13 protein-coding genes are annotated in these 18,910 nt (G+C 72.8%); 5 read left to right on the top strand and 8 right to left on the bottom strand.

Annotation, left to right across the window (positions count from 1 at the left end; all coding sequences use genetic code 11):
• Positions 1–111: 111 nt before the first annotated feature.
• On the top strand, positions 112–2,691 hold the full coding sequence (gene pepN / locus AB0E88_RS03880; protein ID WP_361623260.1) for an aminopeptidase N: 2,580 nt from the start codon (positions 112–114) through the stop codon (positions 2,689–2,691).
• A 446-nt stretch (positions 2,692–3,137) separates the two neighbouring features.
• The gene (locus AB0E88_RS03875) at positions 3,138–4,205 is read left to right on the top strand and encodes a hypothetical protein (RefSeq protein ID WP_361623257.1); all 1,068 of its coding nucleotides are present in this window, start codon (positions 3,138–3,140) and stop codon (positions 4,203–4,205) included.
• 78 nt (positions 4,206–4,283) lie between these two features.
• On the opposite strand, the gene AB0E88_RS03870 is transcribed toward AB0E88_RS03875, so the two are convergent.
• Together AB0E88_RS03870 and AB0E88_RS03865 are read right to left on the bottom strand one after the other, a co-directional pair.
• Entirely contained in the window at positions 4,284–5,423 is a 1,140-nt protein-coding gene (locus AB0E88_RS03870; protein WP_361623254.1) for a serine hydrolase domain-containing protein, read from the bottom strand.
• A 106-nt stretch (positions 5,424–5,529) separates the two neighbouring features.
• Positions 5,530–6,000: an NUDIX hydrolase gene (locus AB0E88_RS03865; RefSeq protein ID WP_361623251.1), complete on the bottom strand. Its 471-nt coding sequence runs from the start codon at positions 5,998–6,000 to the stop codon at positions 5,530–5,532.
• A gap of 181 nt (positions 6,001–6,181) precedes the next feature.
• Between AB0E88_RS03865 and AB0E88_RS03860 the strand changes: the two genes are divergently transcribed.
• A complete protein-coding gene (locus AB0E88_RS03860; protein WP_361623248.1) occupies positions 6,182–9,472 on the top strand; it encodes a S8 family serine peptidase in 3,291 nt (1,096 codons plus the stop codon).
• A 143-nt stretch (positions 9,473–9,615) separates the two neighbouring features.
• Here the strand turns inward: AB0E88_RS03860 and AB0E88_RS03855 are convergent, their stop codons facing one another.
• Positions 9,616–10,539 (bottom strand): hypothetical protein, encoded by a 924-nt coding sequence (locus tag AB0E88_RS03855; protein ID WP_361623245.1) that lies wholly within the window; start codon positions 10,537–10,539, stop codon positions 9,616–9,618.
• Between the two features lies 1 nt (position 10,540).
• Complete coding sequence (locus AB0E88_RS03850; RefSeq protein WP_361623409.1) at positions 10,541–11,068, bottom strand: sigma-70 family RNA polymerase sigma factor; 528 nt, start codon at positions 11,066–11,068, stop codon at positions 10,541–10,543.
• A 331-nt stretch (positions 11,069–11,399) separates the two neighbouring features.
• Between AB0E88_RS03850 and AB0E88_RS03845 the strand changes: the two genes are divergently transcribed.
• Entirely contained in the window at positions 11,400–12,416 is a 1,017-nt protein-coding gene (locus tag AB0E88_RS03845) for an aspartate-semialdehyde dehydrogenase (protein ID WP_361623242.1), read from the top strand.
• Positions 12,417–12,428: 12 nt separating this feature from the next.
• Here AB0E88_RS03845 and AB0E88_RS03840 read toward each other — a convergent pair whose 3' ends face one another.
• Positions 12,429–12,902 carry a DUF1203 domain-containing protein gene (locus tag AB0E88_RS03840; RefSeq protein ID WP_361623239.1) on the bottom strand — a complete coding sequence of 158 codons (474 nt, stop codon included), beginning with the start codon at positions 12,900–12,902 and terminating at the stop codon, positions 12,429–12,431.
• Positions 12,903–13,056: 154 nt separating this feature from the next.
• Here AB0E88_RS03840 and pepN (AB0E88_RS03835) point away from each other — a divergent pair, with 154 nt between their 5' ends.
• Positions 13,057–15,630 (top strand): aminopeptidase N, encoded by a 2,574-nt coding sequence (pepN, locus tag AB0E88_RS03835; RefSeq protein ID WP_361623236.1) that lies wholly within the window; start codon positions 13,057–13,059, stop codon positions 15,628–15,630.
• Between the two features lie 430 nt (positions 15,631–16,060).
• On the opposite strand, the gene AB0E88_RS03830 is transcribed toward pepN (AB0E88_RS03835), so the two are convergent.
• The 3 genes from AB0E88_RS03830 to AB0E88_RS03820 form a co-directional block, all read right to left on the bottom strand.
• Complete coding sequence (locus AB0E88_RS03830; protein ID WP_361623233.1) at positions 16,061–16,957, bottom strand: LysR family transcriptional regulator; 897 nt, start codon at positions 16,955–16,957, stop codon at positions 16,061–16,063.
• Positions 16,958–17,000: 43 nt separating this feature from the next.
• Positions 17,001–17,855, bottom strand: a complete 855-nt coding sequence (locus AB0E88_RS03825; protein ID WP_361623406.1) for a DMT family transporter — start codon at positions 17,853–17,855, stop codon at positions 17,001–17,003.
• Between the two features lie 97 nt (positions 17,856–17,952).
• The gene (locus AB0E88_RS03820; RefSeq protein ID WP_361623230.1) at positions 17,953–18,891 is read right to left on the bottom strand and encodes an EamA family transporter; all 939 of its coding nucleotides are present in this window, start codon (positions 18,889–18,891) and stop codon (positions 17,953–17,955) included.
• Between the last annotated feature and the right edge of the window lie 19 nt (positions 18,892–18,910).

Raw genomic sequence — 18,910 nt, 5'->3', positions numbered from 1 at the left:
GGCCCCGGCCATTCCCGGGCGCCCCGGCCGTTCCCGGCGGCGCCGCGTCAGGTGCGCATGGCAGGATCGGTCCTGTCTGCCGTAGTCACGACACACGAGGGAGTGCCGCCCGTGCCCGGTGAGAATCTGTCCCGCGACGAGGCCCGGGAGCGGGCCGCGCTGCTGTCCGTCGACGGGTACGAGGTGTCCCTCGACGTCCGCTCCGCGGTCGGCGAGCAGCAGGGGGAGGGTGCGCGCACCTTCCGCTCGGTCACCACGATCCGCTTCCGCTGCAACGAGCCGGGTGCCTCCAGCTTCGCAGATCTGATCGCGCCGAGCGTGACGGCCCTCTCGCTCAACGGCCGCGACCTGGACCCGAGCGAGGTCTTCGACGGCTCCCGCATCCTGCTGGAGGACCTGGCGGAGGAGAACGAGCTGGTCGTGGACGCGCAGTGCGCGTACTCCCGCACGGGTGAGGGCCTGCACCGCTTCGTCGACCCGGAGGACGGGGAGGTCTACCTCTACACGCAGTACGAACCGGCCGACTCCCGCCGGGTGTTCGCGAACTTCGAGCAGCCCGACCTCAAGGCGCCGTTCCGCTTCGAGGTGCGGGCGCCCGAGGGGTGGACGGTGTGGAGCAACGGCGCCGGGGAGCGCGCCGAGGGGGTGTGGCGGTTCGCGGAGACGAAGCCGATCTCGACGTACATCACCTGTGTCGTCGCCGGCCCGTACCACTACGTCACCGACTCCTACGAGCGCACCCTCGCCGACGGCAGCACGCTGCGCATCCCGCTGGGGGCGCTGTGCCGCAAGGGGCTGGCGAAGCACTTCGACGCCGACGACGTGTTCCTGGTGACCAAGCAGGGCCTGGACTTCTTCCACGAGCACTTCGACTACCCGTACCCGTTCGGCAAGTACGACCAGGCGTTCGTGCCGGAGTACAACCTCGGCGCGATGGAGAACCCGGGGCTGGTGACCTTCCGCGAGGAGTACATCTTCCGCGGCAAGGTGACGCAGGCGTCGTACGAGGCGCGGGCCAACGTCATCCTGCACGAGATGGCGCACATGTGGTTCGGCGACCTGGTCACCATGGTGTGGTGGGACGACCTGTGGCTGAAGGAGTCCTTCGCGGACTTCATGGGCACGTTCGGGAACGTGGGCGCGACCCGCTTCGAGAACGCCTGGATCACCTTCGCCAACCGCCGCAAGGCGTGGGCCTACCGCGCGGACCAGCTGCCCTCCACGCACCCCATCACCGCGGACATCCGCGACCTGCAGGACGCCAAGCTCAACTTCGACGGCATCACCTACGCCAAGGGCGCCTCGGTGCTCAAGCAGCTGGTGGCCTACGTCGGCCAGGACGCGTTCCTGGAGGGCTCCCGGCGCTACTTCAAGCGGCACGCGTACGGCAACACCCGCCTCGGCGACCTGCTGGCGGTGCTGGAGGAGACCTCCGGCCGGGACATGGGCGCGTGGGCGCGCTCCTGGCTGCAGACGGCCGGGGTGAACGCGCTGACCCCGCAGGTGCTGCTGGACTCCGGGGGCCGGATCGAGGAGCTGGCGGTGGTGCAGGAGGCCGCCGAGTCGCACCCGGAGCTGCGCCCGCACCGGGTCGCGGTCGGCCTCTACCGGCGCGAGGGCGACGCCCTCGTGCGCTACGCCCGGACGGAGACCGACGTGGAGGGCGCGCGCACGGTCGTCGCGGAGCTTGCCGGGGAACAGGCACCTGAGCTGATCCTGGTCAACGACGACGACCTCACCTACTGCAAGATCCGCTTCGACACGACCTCGCTGGAGACCCTCAAGGGCCACCTCGGCGCGATCACCGACCCTCTCGCGCGTGCCCTGTGCTGGTCGGCGCTGTGGAACATGACCCGGGACGCGCTGCTGCCGGCCCGTGAGTTCGCGGACCTGGTGCTGCGGTTCGCGGGCCGCGAGTCGGAGATCGGCGTGGTGCAGATGCTGCACGCGTGGGCCGGTTCGGCGCTGACGCACTACGCGGCGCCGGCCTGGCGGGAGACCGGGGCCGCGCTGCTCGCCGACGGCGCCCTGCGGGAGCTGCGGGCGGCCGGGCCGGGCAGCGAGCACCAGCTGGCGTGGGCGCGGTTCTTCGCGACGGTCGCCTCGCGGGAGGCGGACCTCGACCTGCTGAAGGCGCTGCTGGACGGCACCGAGAAGATCGACGGGCTGGAGGTGGACCAGGAGCTGCGCTGGGCGTTCCTGGAGCCGCTGGCCACGCACGGGGTGGCCGGCGAGGACGTCCTGGCCGCCGAGCTGGCGCGCGACGACACGGCGTCCGGCAAGCGGCACCAGGTGCGCTGCCTGGCCTCCCGGCCGTCGGCGGCGGTCAAGGCGCAGGCGTGGGCACAGGTCGTGGAGTCGGACGCGCTGTCCAACGCGCTGACCGAGGCGGTCATCGCGGGCTTCGGCCGGCCGTCGCAACGCGAGCTCCTCGCGCCGTACGCGGACAGGTACTTCGCGGCGATCGAGCGGGTGTGGGCCGAGCGGTCGATCCAGATCGGCATGCATGTGGTGTCGGGTCTGTTCCCGATGCTCCAGGACTCCGAGGAGACCCTGGCCGCGGCCGACGCGTGGCTCACCGCCCACGAGGACGCCGCCCCGGCCCTGCGCCGCCTGGTCCTGGAGTCCCGCGACGACCTGGCCCGCGCCTTGCGGGGCCAGGCCTGCGACGCGGCGGCCGCCGGCAGCTGAGAAGGACACCGCGCCCGGCGCTCTCCTGCGCCGGGCGCGGCGACGGCACGGTCCGGGCCGACGGCAGGACAGCCGGTCGGCTCGCTCGCGGGGCCGCTGCGGCGGGCCGCCCCAGGGGCGGCGGGGAACTGCGCGACCGGCCACGGCGAAACCCGGACGGGCCGCCGCAGGCACAAAGGGGCGCGGGGAACTGCGCGACGAGCCACGGCGCACTCGCGGACAAGGACCAGCCCCACCCAAGCTTTGGCCAGCGCCTTAGCGTCTCGTAGCCGTTACGGAATTCAGGCAATCGGAACCGTAACCTCGGAGCCCACCCGATCGGACCTGGCGTTTTCGCCTCCTACTCGGCATCCGAACACTCGTCCTTTAGTGCAGGGTTGTCCGGATTTGTCGACGGCCGTGTAACAGCGGTTAAGGGGCGGATCGGACGCGGGAATCTCCCGGACATGAACCACAACACCCCGCTCCCCCCGGCCACCCCCCACCCCCCGCGTCACCTGCGTCACCTCCCCGACGCCCACCGCCGGGTGCTGACGGTCGCCCAGCTGCGCGCCCACGGCGTGACCACCGCCGACCTGAACGAGCAGTGCCGCTCCGGCGGTTCCTGGCAGCAGCTGCTGCCCGGCGTGGTGCTGCTGCACCCCGGCCCGCCGACCACCGACGAGCGGCTGCACGCGGTGCTGATGTACGCGGCCAGGGAGTCGGGCCCGGCCGCCCCCGGGGTGCCCGTGCAGCCCGGCGCCGGGGACGCGCACCGCCCGCCCGCCTACCGGGAGGCGATGATCACCGGGCTCGCCGCCCTCACCCTGCACGGCTTCGCCGCCACTCCCCCGCTGCTGTCCCTGGACACGATCGACGTCCTGGTCCCGCGGCTGCGCCGGCTGCGCTCCACCGGCTGCGCCACGATCGTGCGCACCGCCGTCCTGCCGGACCCGGAGGAGGTCACGGGGGTCCCGGTCGCCCCGGTGCCGCGCGCCGTGGCCGACGCGGTGGCCGGGCTGTCGGACGCCGCCACGGTGCGCCGGCTGCTCACCGAGGCCGTCCGTGCCGGGCACTGCGATCCCGCCTCGCTGGTGCGCGAGCTGCACGAGGCCCGGCTGCTGACCCGCCCGCACGTGGTGGACGCTGTCGACCTGCTGCTGGCCGAGGGCCGCGCGATCGCCGAGGACCGTCTCTACGCGATGGTCCGTGACCACGGCCTGCCCGACCCGGTGTGGAACGTCGACCTGCGGCTGCCGGGGGGCCCGCACATCGGCGGCGTGGACGCCTACTGGCCGGAGCAGGCGGTGGCGGTGGAGCTGGACACCCGGGCGCCCCGCGAGGAGGACGACGCGCTGTGGTCGGAGTACGTCCGCACCCGGGAGACGCTGGAGCGGCTCGGCATCACGGTCGTCCATGTGACGCCGAAGAAGCTGCGCGAGTCGCCGGAGCAGCAGGCCACGGTGGTCCGCACGGCGCTGATGGCGGCCGCGGACCGGGATCCGGCCGCCTATGTGGTGGTACTGCCCCGATAGCCGGGAACCTGTGCAGGGGTCAGGAGGGGACGGGAGGGGCCGCCGGCGGGAATCGGCGGCCCCTCCCGCTGAGTGGCGTCAGCCGCAGAACTCCGCCTCGACCACCGCGTCGGTGTCGCCGGTCCAGTCGGAGTTGAGGTTGAACGCCAGCGAGTGGCGCCCGTCGGCGGTGGTGACGGCCTCCGACGCGGAGCCGTGGATGCCGCCGCCGTGGCCCCAGACACGCACGCCGCAGCTCAGCTCGCGTTCCATGAGGCCGAGGCCGTAGCGCGCGTGCGGGATGTCCCCGGCGTCCACGGTCGTCTTCATCTCGGCCAACTGCCGCGGCGGGAGCAGGGTTCCGCCGAGCAGGGCCCGGTAGAAGCGGTTCAGGTCGGCGGAGTCGGAGACCATCTCGCCCGAGCCGTAGGCCAGCGCCGGGTTCAGCTCCGTGACGTCGTACGTCGGGCCGGTGGTCACCTCGGCCAGTTTGCCGTAGGCGCGGCTGCTGGGCCGGGGCAGGGTCGGGCGGGTGCCGGGCACCGAGGTGCCGGTCAGGTGCAGCGGGGCGATGACGCGGCGGCGGATCTCCTCGCCGTAGGGGCGGCCGGTGACCTTCTCGACGACCTGCGCGGCCAGCAGGTAGTTGGTGTTGGAGTAGTGCCAGGAGGCACCCGGCGCGAAGTAGGGCTCGTGGGCCAGGGCGATCGCCAGGAGCTGCCGCGGCGCGACCCGGTCGAACCGGTGGGTGTAGAAGCCCTCCTTGGTGAAGTACGTCGCGGCGACGGACTTGTCCTCGGTGTAGTTGAACACGCCGCTGGTGTGGTTGAGCAGCATCCGCAGGGTGATCTTCGAACCGTCGTAGCCGTTCGTGCCGAGCACGCCCGGCAGCCAGTGCTCGACGCTGTCGTCGAGCGACAGCCGGCCCTCCGCCTCCAGTTGCAGCAGCACGGTCGCCACGAACGTCTTGGTGATGGAGCCGACACGGTAGTGGTCGGCCGTCGAGCGCGGTGCGCCGGTGCGCAGGTCGCCGACGCCCGCCGTGGTCCGCCAGGTGTGCCGCCCGTCCTGTGCCGTGAGGGTGACGCCCGGGACGCCGGCCGCCACCTGGGCCTGGACGGCCCCGCGGGTGGCGTCGTGCCCGTGGCCGCCGCGGGCGGCCGCCGCCGTCGCGGGCGCGGCGAGCGCCAGGGACAGCAGGGCGGCGGCCGTGCCCGCCAGTGCGGAACGTGCTCTCATGTCTTCCCCCTTCGCGGTGGCCGGGTCACCCCGTGATGACCCGGTCGCGGGGAGGGACCGGCCGCCGCACCGCAGGGTTGAGCGACCCGCCGGGGTTGACCGTTTTTCAGCCGTGCTCCGGCGCGGGCACGACCACGCGTCCCGTGGCGGGCCGTTCGCGCCACAGCCGCAGGCCGACCTCGACCATCCGGGCCCGGGGCAGGCCGGGCACCGCGTCGAGGTCGTGCCAGGCGGCCATGTCCGTGGAGCCGTTCACCTCGAACGACAACTCGCCGCCGGTCACCCGGGCCTCGTAGACCAGGCGCAGCCCGTGGTGGTCCACGGGGCGGCGCAGGCCGCGGCGGCGGAAGACGCGGTGGGAGGAGTGCACCCCGAGCAGGGCAGTCGGCTCGACGTCGTAGCCGGTCTCCTCGGCGAGTTCACGCACCACGGCATCCGCCGGGTCCTCGCCGTGCTCCACCCCGCCGCCGGGCAGCACCCATTCGGGACTGCCGTCCAGGCCCGGTGAACGGGCCAGCAGCAGCTGCCCGTCGCGCACGCACACGGCGTAGGCCGCCACCCTCGATTTCCGACGCACGTCTGCCCCTCCATAGCGGGTTTTCCCCATACATCCATTTCGATTGGGTCAACTCTCCCCAAACAATCGGACCTTGCGTAAAGCTGTCCGCTCATCCGGGATCGCTTTCCGGACGACCCTCGACCTGGACTGATCGGTCCCGGTCGGTCCTCGCACGCTCCTTTACCGACAAGGGATGCCGATGACCCTCATCCCCCAGCGCGACCCCATACCGGCCGGCAGACGCGTGGCCCGCATCGCCGTGGCCGCGGGTGTGGTGGCCGCGCTCTGCGCCGCCGGGCCGATACCCCTGGCGCTCGCCGCGACCGGCGCCCCCGCCGCCGTCCCGGCCGCCGACCCGGGCGTGAAGCCCGCGCACGACAAGCTCGGCGCCGACGACGCCGACCGGCTCGCCGAGGCCAAGGCCGACGGCGACAAGACGGTCACGATGATGATCGCGACCGCTCCGGGCCAGACCGAGCAGGTCGCCGACCAGCTGGACGGCCAGGGCGGTCTCGTCGGCCGCACCTACGACAAGCTGGGTTACGTCCGCGCCACCGTCCCGACCGGCAAGGCGGACGCGGCCATCGCCGCCGCCGCGAAGCTGTCCTCGGTGCACGCGATCGACCTCAAGCAGGAGATCCCGCTCGACGACCCGGCGCCGAACGCGCAGTCCGCCAAGGGCGCCGCGGGCACCGCGAAGTACCCGGGGCCGGGCAAGGACACTCCCGCCGAGAACCCGTACAACCCGTCCTTCGAGACGGGCGCCGTCGACTTCGTCAAGGACCACCCGAAGGCGGACGGCCGCGGCATCACCATCGGCATCCTCGACTCCGGCGTCGACCTCGGCCACCCGGCGCTGCAGAAGACCACCACCGGCGAGCGCAAGATCGTCGACTGGGTCACCGCGACCGACCCGGTCGTGGACGGCGACGCCACCTGGCGGCGGATGACCACCAAGGTCGACGGCCCGGCCTTCACGGCGGCCGGCCAGACCTGGACCGCGCCCGCCGGGAACTACGCCTTCAACCTGTTCAGCGAGGCCGCGACGGCCGGCGGCGACGCCAAGGGCGACGCGAACCGCGACGGCGACACCACCGACACCTGGGGTCTGCTGTACGACGCGGCGGCCGGCACGGTCCGCGTCGACCTGAACAACAACCACGACTTCACCGACGACACCCCGATGAAGCCGTACAAGGACGGTTTCCAGGTCGGGTACTTCGGCACCGACAACCCGGCGACGGACGTCGTCGAGCGGCAGCCGTTCGTCGTCGAGGTCCGCAAGGACGTCACCTACAACTCCTCCGGCGCCAAGGCCGACTACGTCAACATCGGCGTGATCGAGTCCGAGCACGGCACCCACGTCGCCGGCATCACCGCCGCCAACGGCCTGTTCGGCGGGAAGATGAACGGCGCCGCGCCCGGCGCCAAGATCGTCTCCTCGCGCGCCTGCACCTGGAGCGGCGGCTGCACCAACGTCGCGCTCACCGAGGGCATGATCGACCTCGTCGCCAACCGCGGCGTCGACATCGTCAACATGTCCATCGGCGGTCTGCCCGCGCTCAACGACGGCAACAACGCGCGCTCCGAGCTGTACACGCGGCTCATCGACACCTACGGCGTGCAGCTGGTGATCTCCGCGGGCAACTCCGGCCCCGGCGCGAACACCATCGGCGACCCGGGTCTGGCCGACAAGGTCATCTCGGTCGGCGCGGCCATCTCCAAGGAGACCTGGGCCGCCAACTACGGCTCCGTCGTGGACAAGAAGTACGCGATGATGCCGTTCTCCTCGCGCGGCCCGCGTGAGGACGGCGGGTTCACGCCGACCCTGACCGCGCCCGGCGCGGCCATCAACTCCACCCAGACCTGGCTGCCGGGCTCCCCGGTCGCCGAGGCGGGCTACTCCCTGCCGGCCGGCTACTCCATGCTGCAGGGCACCTCGATGGCCTCCCCGCAGGCCACGGGCGCGAGCGCGCTGCTGCTGAGCGCCGCCAAGCAGAAGGGCATCGCCCTCACCCCGGCGACCCTGCGCACGGCGCTCACCTCGACCGCCGACCACATCAAGGGCACGCAGGCGTACGAGGAGGGCGCGGGCCTGATCAACATCGTGGACGCCTGGGACGCCATCAAGGACGGCGCCACCGCCCACGACTACACGGTCAAGGCCCCGGTCGACACCGCGCTCGACCAGGCGCTGAAGACGCCGGGCTTCGGCACCGGCCTCTACGACCGTGAGGGCGGTCTGAAGGCCGGCCAGAAGAAGACGTACGACATCACCATCACCCGTACGTCCGGCCCGGACAAGGCGCTCCGGCACGAGCTGCACTTCGAGAACAACGCCGACCACACCTTCCGGATCGTGGGCGACGACGAGGTGAAGCTGCCGCTGAACCAGCCGGTGACCGTGAAGGTGCAGGCCGCTCCGAGGTCGGCCGGCATCAAGAGCGCGATCCTCGAGGTCGACGACCCGAGGACGGAGGGCGTCGACAAGCAGATCCTGTCGACGGTCGTCGTCTCCAAGCCGGTCGCCTACACCGTCACCGAGTCCGCCTCGGTGCAGCGCAACAGCACCCAGTCGTACTTCGTGACCGTGCCCGAGGGCGCCAAGTCGCTGGAGGTGGCGATCGGCGGACTGAAGGACAAGAGCCAGACCCGGTTCATCGCGATCCACCCCTACGGCACGCCGGTGGACAACACCTCCACGCCGTACTGCTACAACAACTACCTCGACGGCAACGGCTGCAAGCCGGACGTGCGCTCCTACGCCGACCCGCAGCCGGGCGTGTGGGAGATCGAGGTCGAGGCGCGCCGCACCTCGCCGCTGCTCGACAACCCCTACACCCTGGACGTCGCCGTCCTCGGCGCCGCGTTCGACCCGCAGACGGTCACCGTGCCCGAGGCCAAGGTCGGCACGCCGGTCGCCGCGTCCTGGAAGGTGACCAACCAGTTCGCCGCGCTGGAGGGCAAGCTGGTCGGCGGGCCGCTCGGCTCCGCCAAGGACGCCCGCCCGTCGATCAAGCAGGGCGAGACGCAGACCGGCACGGTCGTGGTGCCGGAGGGCGCGAAGTCCCTCGACGTCGCCATCGGTTCGGTCTCCGACGCGTCGGCCGACCTGGACCTGACGGTCAAGGACGCCTCCGGCAAGGTCGTCGGCCAGTCCGCCGACGGCGACTCGGAGGAGGCGGTCTCCATCCCGTCGCCGGCCGCCGGTACGTACACGATCGAGGTCGCGGGCTACTCGGTGCCGTCCGGCACCACCGCCTACGACTACCGTGACGTGTTCTTCGCCGCCTCCCTCGGCACCGTCTCGGTGGACGGGGCGGCGCCGGTGAAGCTCGGCACGGGCGACAGCGCGTCGGTGTCCGCCACGGTCACCGCCGCGGCGGCCGCGCCGGAGGGCCGCGAGTTCTTCGGCCAGGTCCAGCTGGTCGACGCGCGCGGCACGGTCGCGGGCACGGGCAGCGTGAAGATCGAGAAGGTCACGTCGTAGTCGTTCGTACGACGGTGGGGCGGGCGTCCGGGAACGGGCGCCCGCCCTTTGCCGTACCGGCCGCCGTGCCGGCCGTCGTGTCCGCCTCGGTGCCAGCCGTCGTGCCGGCCGTCGTGTCCGCCCCGGTGCCGGCCGTCGTGTCGTCACGGGCAGGCCGTGGGGGCGGCCCCGGACGCCCCGGGCGCCGCGGAGAGCCCCCCGTCGAGCCGGTCGCGCTCCTGGGCCAGCTCCTGCGGGTCGACGACCCAGGTGTCGGGCACGTCGGCGTTGCGCGGGATGCCGACGAGCGCGTGATCGCCCTTGGCGGGCCGCGGGCCGAGGAACTCCTCCCAGGTGAAGGTGACGGCGGCGGGGGCCTTGGCGGGTTTGTAGGAGCGGGTGACGCGCAGCGTGACCCGCTGCTGCCCGGCCCCGCCGCCCGGCTGTACGGCGGTGACCGTGCCCTCGACGACCAGCCGGGCGCAGGCCAGGTACGCGGCGGCACCTTCCCGGGCCGCGCCGGCGCCGGCGTCCGCCGCCTTGGAGGAGGCGCCGTCCGCGGAGACGTCTCCGCCCGGTGCGTGGGTGATCAGCCAGCTCGCGCCGAGCGCGCCTGAGACGGCGACGGCCGTCACCAGCGTGCCGAGCGCGAGGGCGCGCCCGCGGGGCCGCCGGCGGGTACGGCCGGGACCACGGTTCCCCGCGTCTGCGCCCGCGGGTCCGTTGTGGCCGGTCGCGCAGTTCCCCGCGCCCCTGGGTTGGCTGCCGTGGCCGTCAGCACGGTCGGCACCCTGGGGTGGGGCGCCGTGGCCGTCAGCGCGGTCCGCACCCTGGGGTGGGCCGGCCTCGCCGGTGGCGCGGTCCGCTCGCCGGGGTGGGCTGGCGTCACCGGCGGGTCGGGCCGTGGGCGGGGCGGCGTCGGCCAGGGTGTCGCCGAGCCGCTTCAGCTGGGCTCGGAGCAGGGTCACGTCGGCCTCGGCGGCGTGGTGGGCGGCCAGGAGAGACGGGTCGGTCCGGGCCTCGTCGGGCAGGCCCTCGCCGGTGAGGACCGCCATCAGGGGATCCGGGCCCTCGTGTTCCGCGGGCATGTCACACCACCTCGTCCTCGTGCAGGCGCGTCCGCAGCGCGCGTACCGCCGCGTGCAGGCGGCTCTTGACCGTGCCCTCCGGGATGCCGAGCTGCTCGGCGATGGTGCGCACCGGCAGATCGCCGTAGAAGCGCAGGACGAGGATCTGCCGTTGGGCGTCGGGCAGCTCGTCCAGGCCGCGGGCGACGGCGAGGGAAAGCACACGGGACTCCTCGCCACCGCCGGGGGGCTCGCGCAGCGCCGCCAGGCGCTCACCGAGCCGTTCCTGGCGGCGGCGGGCGCGGTGCCAGTCCATGGCCAGGTTCGAGGCGACGACCGCCGCCCACGCGGAGACGTCCCGCGGGCTCTCCTCGCCCTTGGCGGCGCGTTCCAGCAGCCGCAGGCGTACCTGCTGTACCCCGTCCGGCAGGTCCGCCTGCGGCACTCCCCCGAGCGCGAGCACCGCCCGCACCCGGCGTTCCTGGGCCGCGTCCAGCGGGTCGTCCCCGGCGTTCGTCCCCCGGCCGCGCCGGGCCCTTCTGCGCAGCACAAGCCACCCCCTCACCGTGTCGCTCCTACGACGCCGCGGCGGCCCGGAACGTTCGGCCCGGGTCCCTCCGCACCGGCGAGGCGTACGTCACACTCCGTGTGGGCGAGGGCGCGATGGGCAGGCGAGCTTGCGGTGCGGGAAGCCCGCGGAATGAATTTCTCCAGCTCAGCCGGGGTGGACGCCGAATGTCCGGAACCGTTCACGGGTCCGGGGCGTCCCATTCCGCGGGCACACCGCGCAAAGAATTGGACAGGCGGACCGGGGTCGGCCGCATGATGGAAAGGCCTCGGCCACATGAGCCTCGGCCAAGTGTGAGAGACAGGGAGTCGCCGTGAGGGTCGGAATCGTCGGAGCCACCGGACAGGTCGGCACGGTCATGCGCAGGATCCTCAAGGAGCGGAACTTCCCCCTCACCGAGCTGCGCCTGTTCGCCTCGGCCCGCTCGGCCGGCTCGGTCGTCGACGGCATCACGGTCGAGGACGCCTCCACCGCCGACTACAGCGGCCTGGACATCGTGCTCTTCTCGGCGGGCGGCGCGACCTCCAAGGCGCTGGCCGAGAAGGTCGCCTCCCAGGGCGCCGTCGTGATCGACAACTCCTCCGCCTGGCGCAAGGACCCCGAGGTCCCGCTGGTCGTCGCCGAGGTCAACCCGCACGCGCTGAAGGACCGCCCCAAGGGCATCATCGCCAACCCGAACTGCACCACCATGGCCGCCATGCCGGTGCTGCGTCCGCTGCACGCCGAGGCCGGCCTCGAGGCGCTGATCGTCGCCACCTACCAGGCGGTGTCGGGCTCGGGTCTGGCCGGTGTGGCCGAGCTGCACGGCCAGGCGCAGAAGGTGATCGCGGACGCCGACCAGCTCACCCACGACGGCGAGGCCGTCGACTTCCCCGAGCCCGGTGTCTACAAGCGCCCCATCGCGTTCAACGTGCTGCCCCTCGCCGGCAACCTCGTCGACGACGGTCTCAACGAGACCGACGAGGAGCAGAAGCTGCGCAACGAGTCCCGCAAGATCCTCGAGATCCCCGGGCTGAAGGTCTCCGGCACCTGTGTGCGCGTCCCCGTCTTCTCGGGCCACTCCCTCCAGGTCAACGCCCGCTTCGCCCGTCCGATCAGCCCGGAGCGCGCGGTCGAGCTGCTGAAGGACGCCCCCGGGGTGGAGCTGTCCGACATCCCCACCCCGCTGCAGGCGGCCGGCAAGGACCCCTCGTACGTGGGCCGCATCCGCAAGGACGAGACCGTCGACAACGGCCTCGCCCTGTTCATCTCCAACGACAACCTCCGCAAGGGTGCCGCGCTGAACGCGGTGCAGATCGCGGAGCTGGTGGCGGCCGAGCTGAAGGGCTAGGGGGTTTCCGCCCTAGGCCCGGCGGACCTCGTAGTAGAAGCAGCCGTACTCGACGGCCCGGACGTGGACGAGCGCCACGGACGGGTCGTCGAACGCTTTGTGCAGGTCCTCGTCGCCGAAACCCTCCTCGACCAGCTCTCCGCCGAGGATGCGCCCTTCGGCGGAGTAGCGGCGCAGGACGCGGTGGGCGTTCGTGAACGCCAGGCCGTCCTCCCGCGGGCCCGCGCACTCCTCGGCGTGGATGAACACCGGGCCCTGCTCGTCGTACGGCCCGGGCTCGGCGCCGGTCTCGGCCGCCCAGCGGCGCAGGGGCGCGTAGGAGACCAGGGCGATCCTCTCGCCCGGCTCGCTGTGGCGCAGGCAGCAGCGCAGCGGGGCGCCGCCCTCGTCGTCGGTGATCGCGGAGACGGGGCGGCCCGCGTCGTCGGTGGTGCGCAGGTCCTTCAGGACCTCGGGTGCGATGGGTCGTGCGGTGTACGTGGTCATGTGCTCAGGCTCGCGCGCGGGGGCGGCCGGCACCGGCGGGATCCGGACGTCGTGTCCGGGCGCCGACGTGGCGGCGGGGGTCGTCGGATCATCGCCGAAGCCGGAGCTGACGTGGAAGGATGGCGCAACCGACACATCACGAGGAGATGACCGCGTGCCTGGCACAAACCTGACTCGCGAAGAGGCGCAGCAGCGGGCGAAGCTGCTCACCGTTGACTCGTACGAGATCGATCTCGACCTCTCCGGCGCGCAGGAGGGCGGCACCTACCGGTCCGTGACCACGGTGCGCTTCGACGTCGCCGGGACCGGCGCCACGTCCTTCATCGACCTGGTCGCGCCCACCGTCCACGAGGTGACCCTGAACGGGGACGCGCTCGACCCGGCGGAGGTCTTCCAGGACTCCCGGATCGCGCTGCCCGGGCTGCTCGAGGGCCGCAACGTCCTGCGCGTCGTCGCCGACTGCGCCTACACCAACACCGGTGAGGGCCTGCACCGGTTCGTCGACCCGGTCGACCAGCAGGCCTACCTGTACACGCAGTTCGAGGTGCCGGACGCGCGGCGTGTGTTCGCGTCCTTCGAGCAGCCCGACCTGAAGGCGACCTTCCAGTTCACCGTGAAGGCGCCCGAGGGCTGGACCGTCGTCTCGAACTCGCCGACGCCGGAGCCCAAGGACAACGTGTGGGTCTTCGAGCCGACCCCGCGTATCTCCAGCTACATCACGGCGCTGATCGTCGGCCCGTACCACGCGGTGCACAGCGTGTACGAGAAGGACGGGCAGTCCGTGCCGCTCGGCATCTACTGCCGGCCCTCGCTCGCCGAGTACCTCGACGCGGACGCGATCTTCGAGGTCACCCGGCAGGGCTTCGACTGGTTCCAGGAGAAGTTCGACTACGCCTACCCGTTCGCCAAGTACGACCAGCTCTTCGTGCCGGAGTTCAACGCGGGCGCGATGGAGAACGCCGGCGCGGTCACCATCCGCGACCAGTACGTCTTCCGGTCCAAGGTGACCGACGCGGCGTACGAGGTGCGCGCGGAGACGATCCTGCACGAGCTGGCCCACATGTGGTTCGGCGACCTGGTCACCATGGAGTGGTGGAACGACCTGTGGCTGAACGAGTCGTTCGCCACGTACACCTCGATCGCCTGCCAGGCCGCCGCGCCGGGCTCGCGGTGGCCGCACTCGTGGACCACGTTCGCCAACTCCATGAAGACCTGGGCGTACCGGCAGGACCAGCTGCCGTCCACGCACCCGATCATGGCGGACATCCGCGACCTGGACGACGTCCTCGTCAACTTCGACGGCATCACCTACGCCAAGGGCGCGAGCGTGCTCAAGCAGCTCGTCGCGTACGTCGGTGAGGACGAGTTCTTCCGGGGCGTGCAGGCGTACTTCAAGCGCCACGCGTTCGGCAACACGCGGCTGTCGGACCTGCTGGGCGCGCTGGAGGAGACCTCCGGGCGCGACCTGAAGACCTGGTCGCAGAAGTGGCTGCAGACCGCCGGCATCAATGTGCTGCGGCCCGAGATCGAGACGGACGGCGAGGGTGTCGTCACGTCCTTCGCCGTCCGGCAGGAGGCGCCCGCGCTGCCCGCCGGCGCCAAGGGCGAGCCCGTGCTGCGGCCGCACCGGATCGCCGTCGGGTTCTACGACCTCGACGACGCGGGCAAGCTGGTGCGGGTGGAGCGCGCCGAGCTGGACGTCGACGGTGAGCTGACGGCCGTGCCGCAGCTCGTCGGCAAGCGGCGGCCGGCCGTCGTGCTGCTGAACGACGACGATCTGTCCTACGCCAAGGTGCGCCTCGACGAGCAGTCGCTGGCCGTGGTCACCGAGCACCTCGGGGACTTCACGGAGTCCCTGCCGCGTGCGCTGTGCTGGGCGTCGGCGTGGGACATGACGCGGGACGCGGAGCTGGCGACCCGGGACTATCTGTCGCTGGTGCTGTCCGGCATCGGCAAGGAGTCCGACATCGGTGTGGTGCAGTCCCTGCACCGGCAGGTGAAGCTGGCGATCGACCTGTACGCCGACCCGGCCGGGCGGGACGCGCTGCTGGCCCGCTGGACCGACGCGACGCTCGCCCACCTGCGGTCCGCCGCACCGGGCAGCGACCACCAGCTGGCGTGGGCGCGGGCCTTCGCCGCGACGGCCCGTACGCCCGAGCAGCTGGATCTGCTGGAGGGGCTGCTGGACGGCTCGCAGTCGGTCGAGGGGCTCGTCGTGGACACGGAGCTGCGATGGGCGTTCGTGGAGCGGCTCGCCGCGGTGGGGCGCTTCGACGAGGCGGAGATCGCGGGCGAGTACGAGCGGGACAAGACGGCCGCGGGTGAGCGCCACGCGGCGACCGCGCGGGCGGCGCGGCCGACGGCCGAGGCCAAGGCCGAGGCGTGGGCGTCCGTCGTGGAGTCCGACAAGCTGCCGAACGCCGTGCAGGAGGCGGTGATCGCGGGGTTCGTGCAGACCGATCAGCGGGAGCTGCTCGCGCCGTACACCGAGAAGTACTTCGCGGCCGTCAAGGGCGTGTGGGAGTCGCGGTCGCACGAGATGGCGCAGCAGATCGCGGTGGGGCTGTATCCGTCGCTGCAGGTGTCGGAGGAGACGCTGCGGGCGACGGACGCGTGGCTGTCCTCCGCGTCGCCGAACGCGGCGCTGCGGCGGCTGGTGTCGGAGTCGCGGTCGGGTGTCGAGCGGGCGCTGCGGGCTCGGGCGGCGGATGGTCGCGGAGCGGTCTGAGCGGTCTTAGCGGGCTGAGCGGGCTGAGCGGGCTGAGTCGTCGTTCGGCTGCGGGTGCGTGGGGGGCTGGTCGCGCAGTTCCCCGCGCCCCTTTTTTGCCTGCGGCGGCCCGTTGCCGTCCGGTGGCCGGTTGCGGTCTCGCCTGCGGTGCGTTGTGGGTCGGGGCCGGGGTGGGGGGTGTCCGTCCTCGGTCCGGCCGCCCGTCACTCGATACGGCGCCCTCCGCCGGTGCCGGCCGCTGCGGGCGGACACCCCCCACCCCGTCCCCTTCCCGCCGTACGCGGGTGCGGCCCGTCGCCACTTCCGGGTCCGGTGCGGGGCGCGGGGCGTGCGGTCCGTTCAGGCGGTCGGTCACCGTGGACACCTAGGGGCGCGGGGAACTGCGCGACCAGCCACGACGGACCCGCACAGGGCCTCGCGTGCCGGAGGCCTACGCCAAGGACACCTCGCGTAGCGCTTGCAGGACGCGGGACACCGCCGGTGCCTCCGTCGTGCCTCGGCGGGTTGCCGCCAGGACGTGGCGGACCGGGCGGTCCTCCGTGAGGTGGCGCATCGCCACGCCCGCTCGGGGGACCGCTGCCATCCGGGGGACCAGGGCCACCCCCATGCCCGCCTCCACCATCGCCAGGATCGCCGTCCAGCCGGACGCCGCGTGGCCCTGGGCGGGGCTGAAGCCGGCCGCCTCGCAGGCGGCGCGGGTGATGTCCGACCAGGGGCCGCTGCCGCCGAAGATCCACGGTTCGGCCGCCAGGTCGGCCAGGCGCAGGGCCGGGGCGGAGGCGAGGGGGTGGTCGCGGGGCAGGGCCACGTCCAGCGGGTCGGCCAGGAGGGGGACCAGGTGGAAGCGGGCGTCGCGGGCCGTGGGCGCGTGGGCCGCCAGGGAGAGGGCCACGTCGACCTCGCCGGCCGCGAGGAGGTCGTAGGCCTGTGCCGCCTCCGCCTCGCGGACGCGGACGGTCACGCCGGGCGCCGACGCCTTCAGGCTGCGGACGGCCGGTACGACCAGCGCCGGTACGGCCGTGCTGAAGGCGCCCACTCTCACCTCGCCCGCCTCCCCCTGTACGTAGGCCGTCAGTTCGCTCTCGGCGCGCCGGAGCTGTTCGAAGACCGCTTCCGTGTGGTGCAGGACCAGCCGGGCCGCCGCCGTCAGCCGTACCCGGCGGCCGTGGGCCTCCAGCAGGGGCACACCGAGCTGCCGGGCGAGGTTGGTCAGCTGCTGGGAGACGGCCGACGGGGTCATCCGCAGGGCCTCGGCGGTCGCGGTGACCGTGCCCTCCTCCCGCAGCGTGCGCAGGATCTGCAGTTTCCGGATGTCCCAGTCGACCATGGGCGGCAACCTATCCGGCTCCCGGGCCGAGGGTGGGCCGCGGTCAGCGGCGGGGTGCCGCGCCCAGGACGACACCGCCGAGGATCAGCGCCATGCACAGCACCTGCCACGGGCCGATCGCCTCGCCGAGCAGTGCCCAGGACAGCAGGGCCACGCACACCGGCTGGAGGTAGTAGACGACGCCGGCGCGGCTCGGGCCGACCAGGGAGACCGCCTTGTTCCAGGAGAAGAAGGCGACGGCGGAGGACGCCACGCCGACGTAGAGGAGGGGCAGGACGGTGCCCGGGGTCAGGGCGAAGCCGCCCTGGACGGTCACGCTCGCCGCCTGGGCCGGGAGCAGCATCACCATGCCGAGGAGGAACGTGGTGAACAGGAACGCCGTCCCGTCGATGCCCGCCGGGCGGCGGCGCAGCAGGGCGCTGTAGGAGCCGAAGCAGCAGGCGGCGGCGATCATCCACAGGTCGCCGGTGGAGAAGGCGGCCGTGCCGCCGCGGCCGACGAGCAGCAGGACGCCCGCGCAGGCCAGGAGCAGCCCGGCGACGCGGCGTCCGCCGAGCCGTACGCCGCCCGCCCGTTCCCAGACCGCCATCAGGACCGGTGAGGCGGCCATGATCATGCCCATGTTGGCGGCCGGGGTGGTCACGGCCGCCTGGTTGACGAGGGTGTTGTAGACGGTGATGCCGAGGAGCGAGGCGAGCGTGACGTAGCCGAGGTGGCGGCGGATCAGGTGCCGTTGCCGCCAGGCGTCGCGGGCGCCGAAGGGGGCGACCGCCACGAGCGCGATCACCCAGCGCCAGAACGCGTGCTGCACCGGCGGGACGGTCTCGCCGAGGGCCCGTGAGGCGACGAAGCTGCCGGACCAGACGACGGTGGCCACGGCGGCAAGGGCGATCCCCAGGGCGGCGGCCCTGGGGACGGGGGTGGTGGGGGTGGTGCGGGGTGAGTCGGTGCGGGTGACGGCGACGGTCACGAACCTTCCTTCCTGGGGGGTGCCTCTACCGTCGCAGCGGTTCGACCGTCAGGTCCATCGAAAGTTTTTGAGCCTTTTGTTCAGTTGAGCTGAACGGTTGGGTGGGGGCGGAGACGCGCCGGCCCAGCTGGCCTGCCAGGGTCGCGGTGAAGGCCACGGCCATGCCCGCCAGTTGCAGGGGCGTGAGGCTCTGTCCCAGCGCGGCCCATCCGACGATCGCGGCGGTCAGCGGGGAGAGCGGGCCGAGGAAGGTGACCTGGGTGGCGCTGAGGCGGCCGATGCCGCGGAACCAGAGCCAGTAGCCGACGGCCGTGTTGGCGAGCGCCAGGTAGAGGTAGCCGCCGATCGCCGGGGCGTCCAGGGCGGGCGGGGCGCCCTCGACGAGGAGGGCGAGCGGGGCGATCAGCAGTCCGCCGGCCGTCAGCTGCCAGCCCGTCAGCGCCAGCGGGCCGACGCCCTCGGGGCGGCCCCACTTCTTCGTCAGGACGGTGCCCGCCGACATCGACGCGGTGGAGGCGAGCGCGGCGAGCACTCCGACGGGGTCGAGCGCGCCGGCCGCCTTCAGGACGACCAGGCTCACCCCGAACGCGGCGGCCAGCCCGGTGAGGACGGACCGGGCCGTGGGCCGCTGTCCGAGCAGCAGCGCGGACAGTCCGACCACGAACAGCGGGCCGATCGAGCCGACCACCGCGGCCATGCCGCCGGGCAGCCGGTAGGCGGACAGGAACAGCAGCGGGAAGAACGCGCCGATGTTCAGCGCGCCGAGCACGGCCGCCTTGCCCCACCAGGCGCCGCGCGGCAGCACCCGGGTGAGGGCGAGCAGCAGCAGACCGGCGGGCAGGGCCCGCATCAGGCCGGTGAACAGCGGGCGGTCGGGCGGCAGGAACTCGCTGGTGACGGCGTAGGTGGTGCCCCAGGAGACGGGGGCGAGGGCGGTGAGCAGGACGGTGGCGGTGCGGGACATCGCTGTGTCTCCTTCGGGG

Origin of the sequence: Streptomyces sp. NPDC028635, from assembly GCF_040637635.1 — a bacterium.
Taxonomy (GTDB): domain Bacteria; phylum Actinomycetota; class Actinomycetes; order Streptomycetales; family Streptomycetaceae; genus Streptomyces.
The sequence above is the reverse complement of the archived record's forward strand: the minus strand, read 5'-3'. Positions and strand labels throughout refer to the sequence as shown.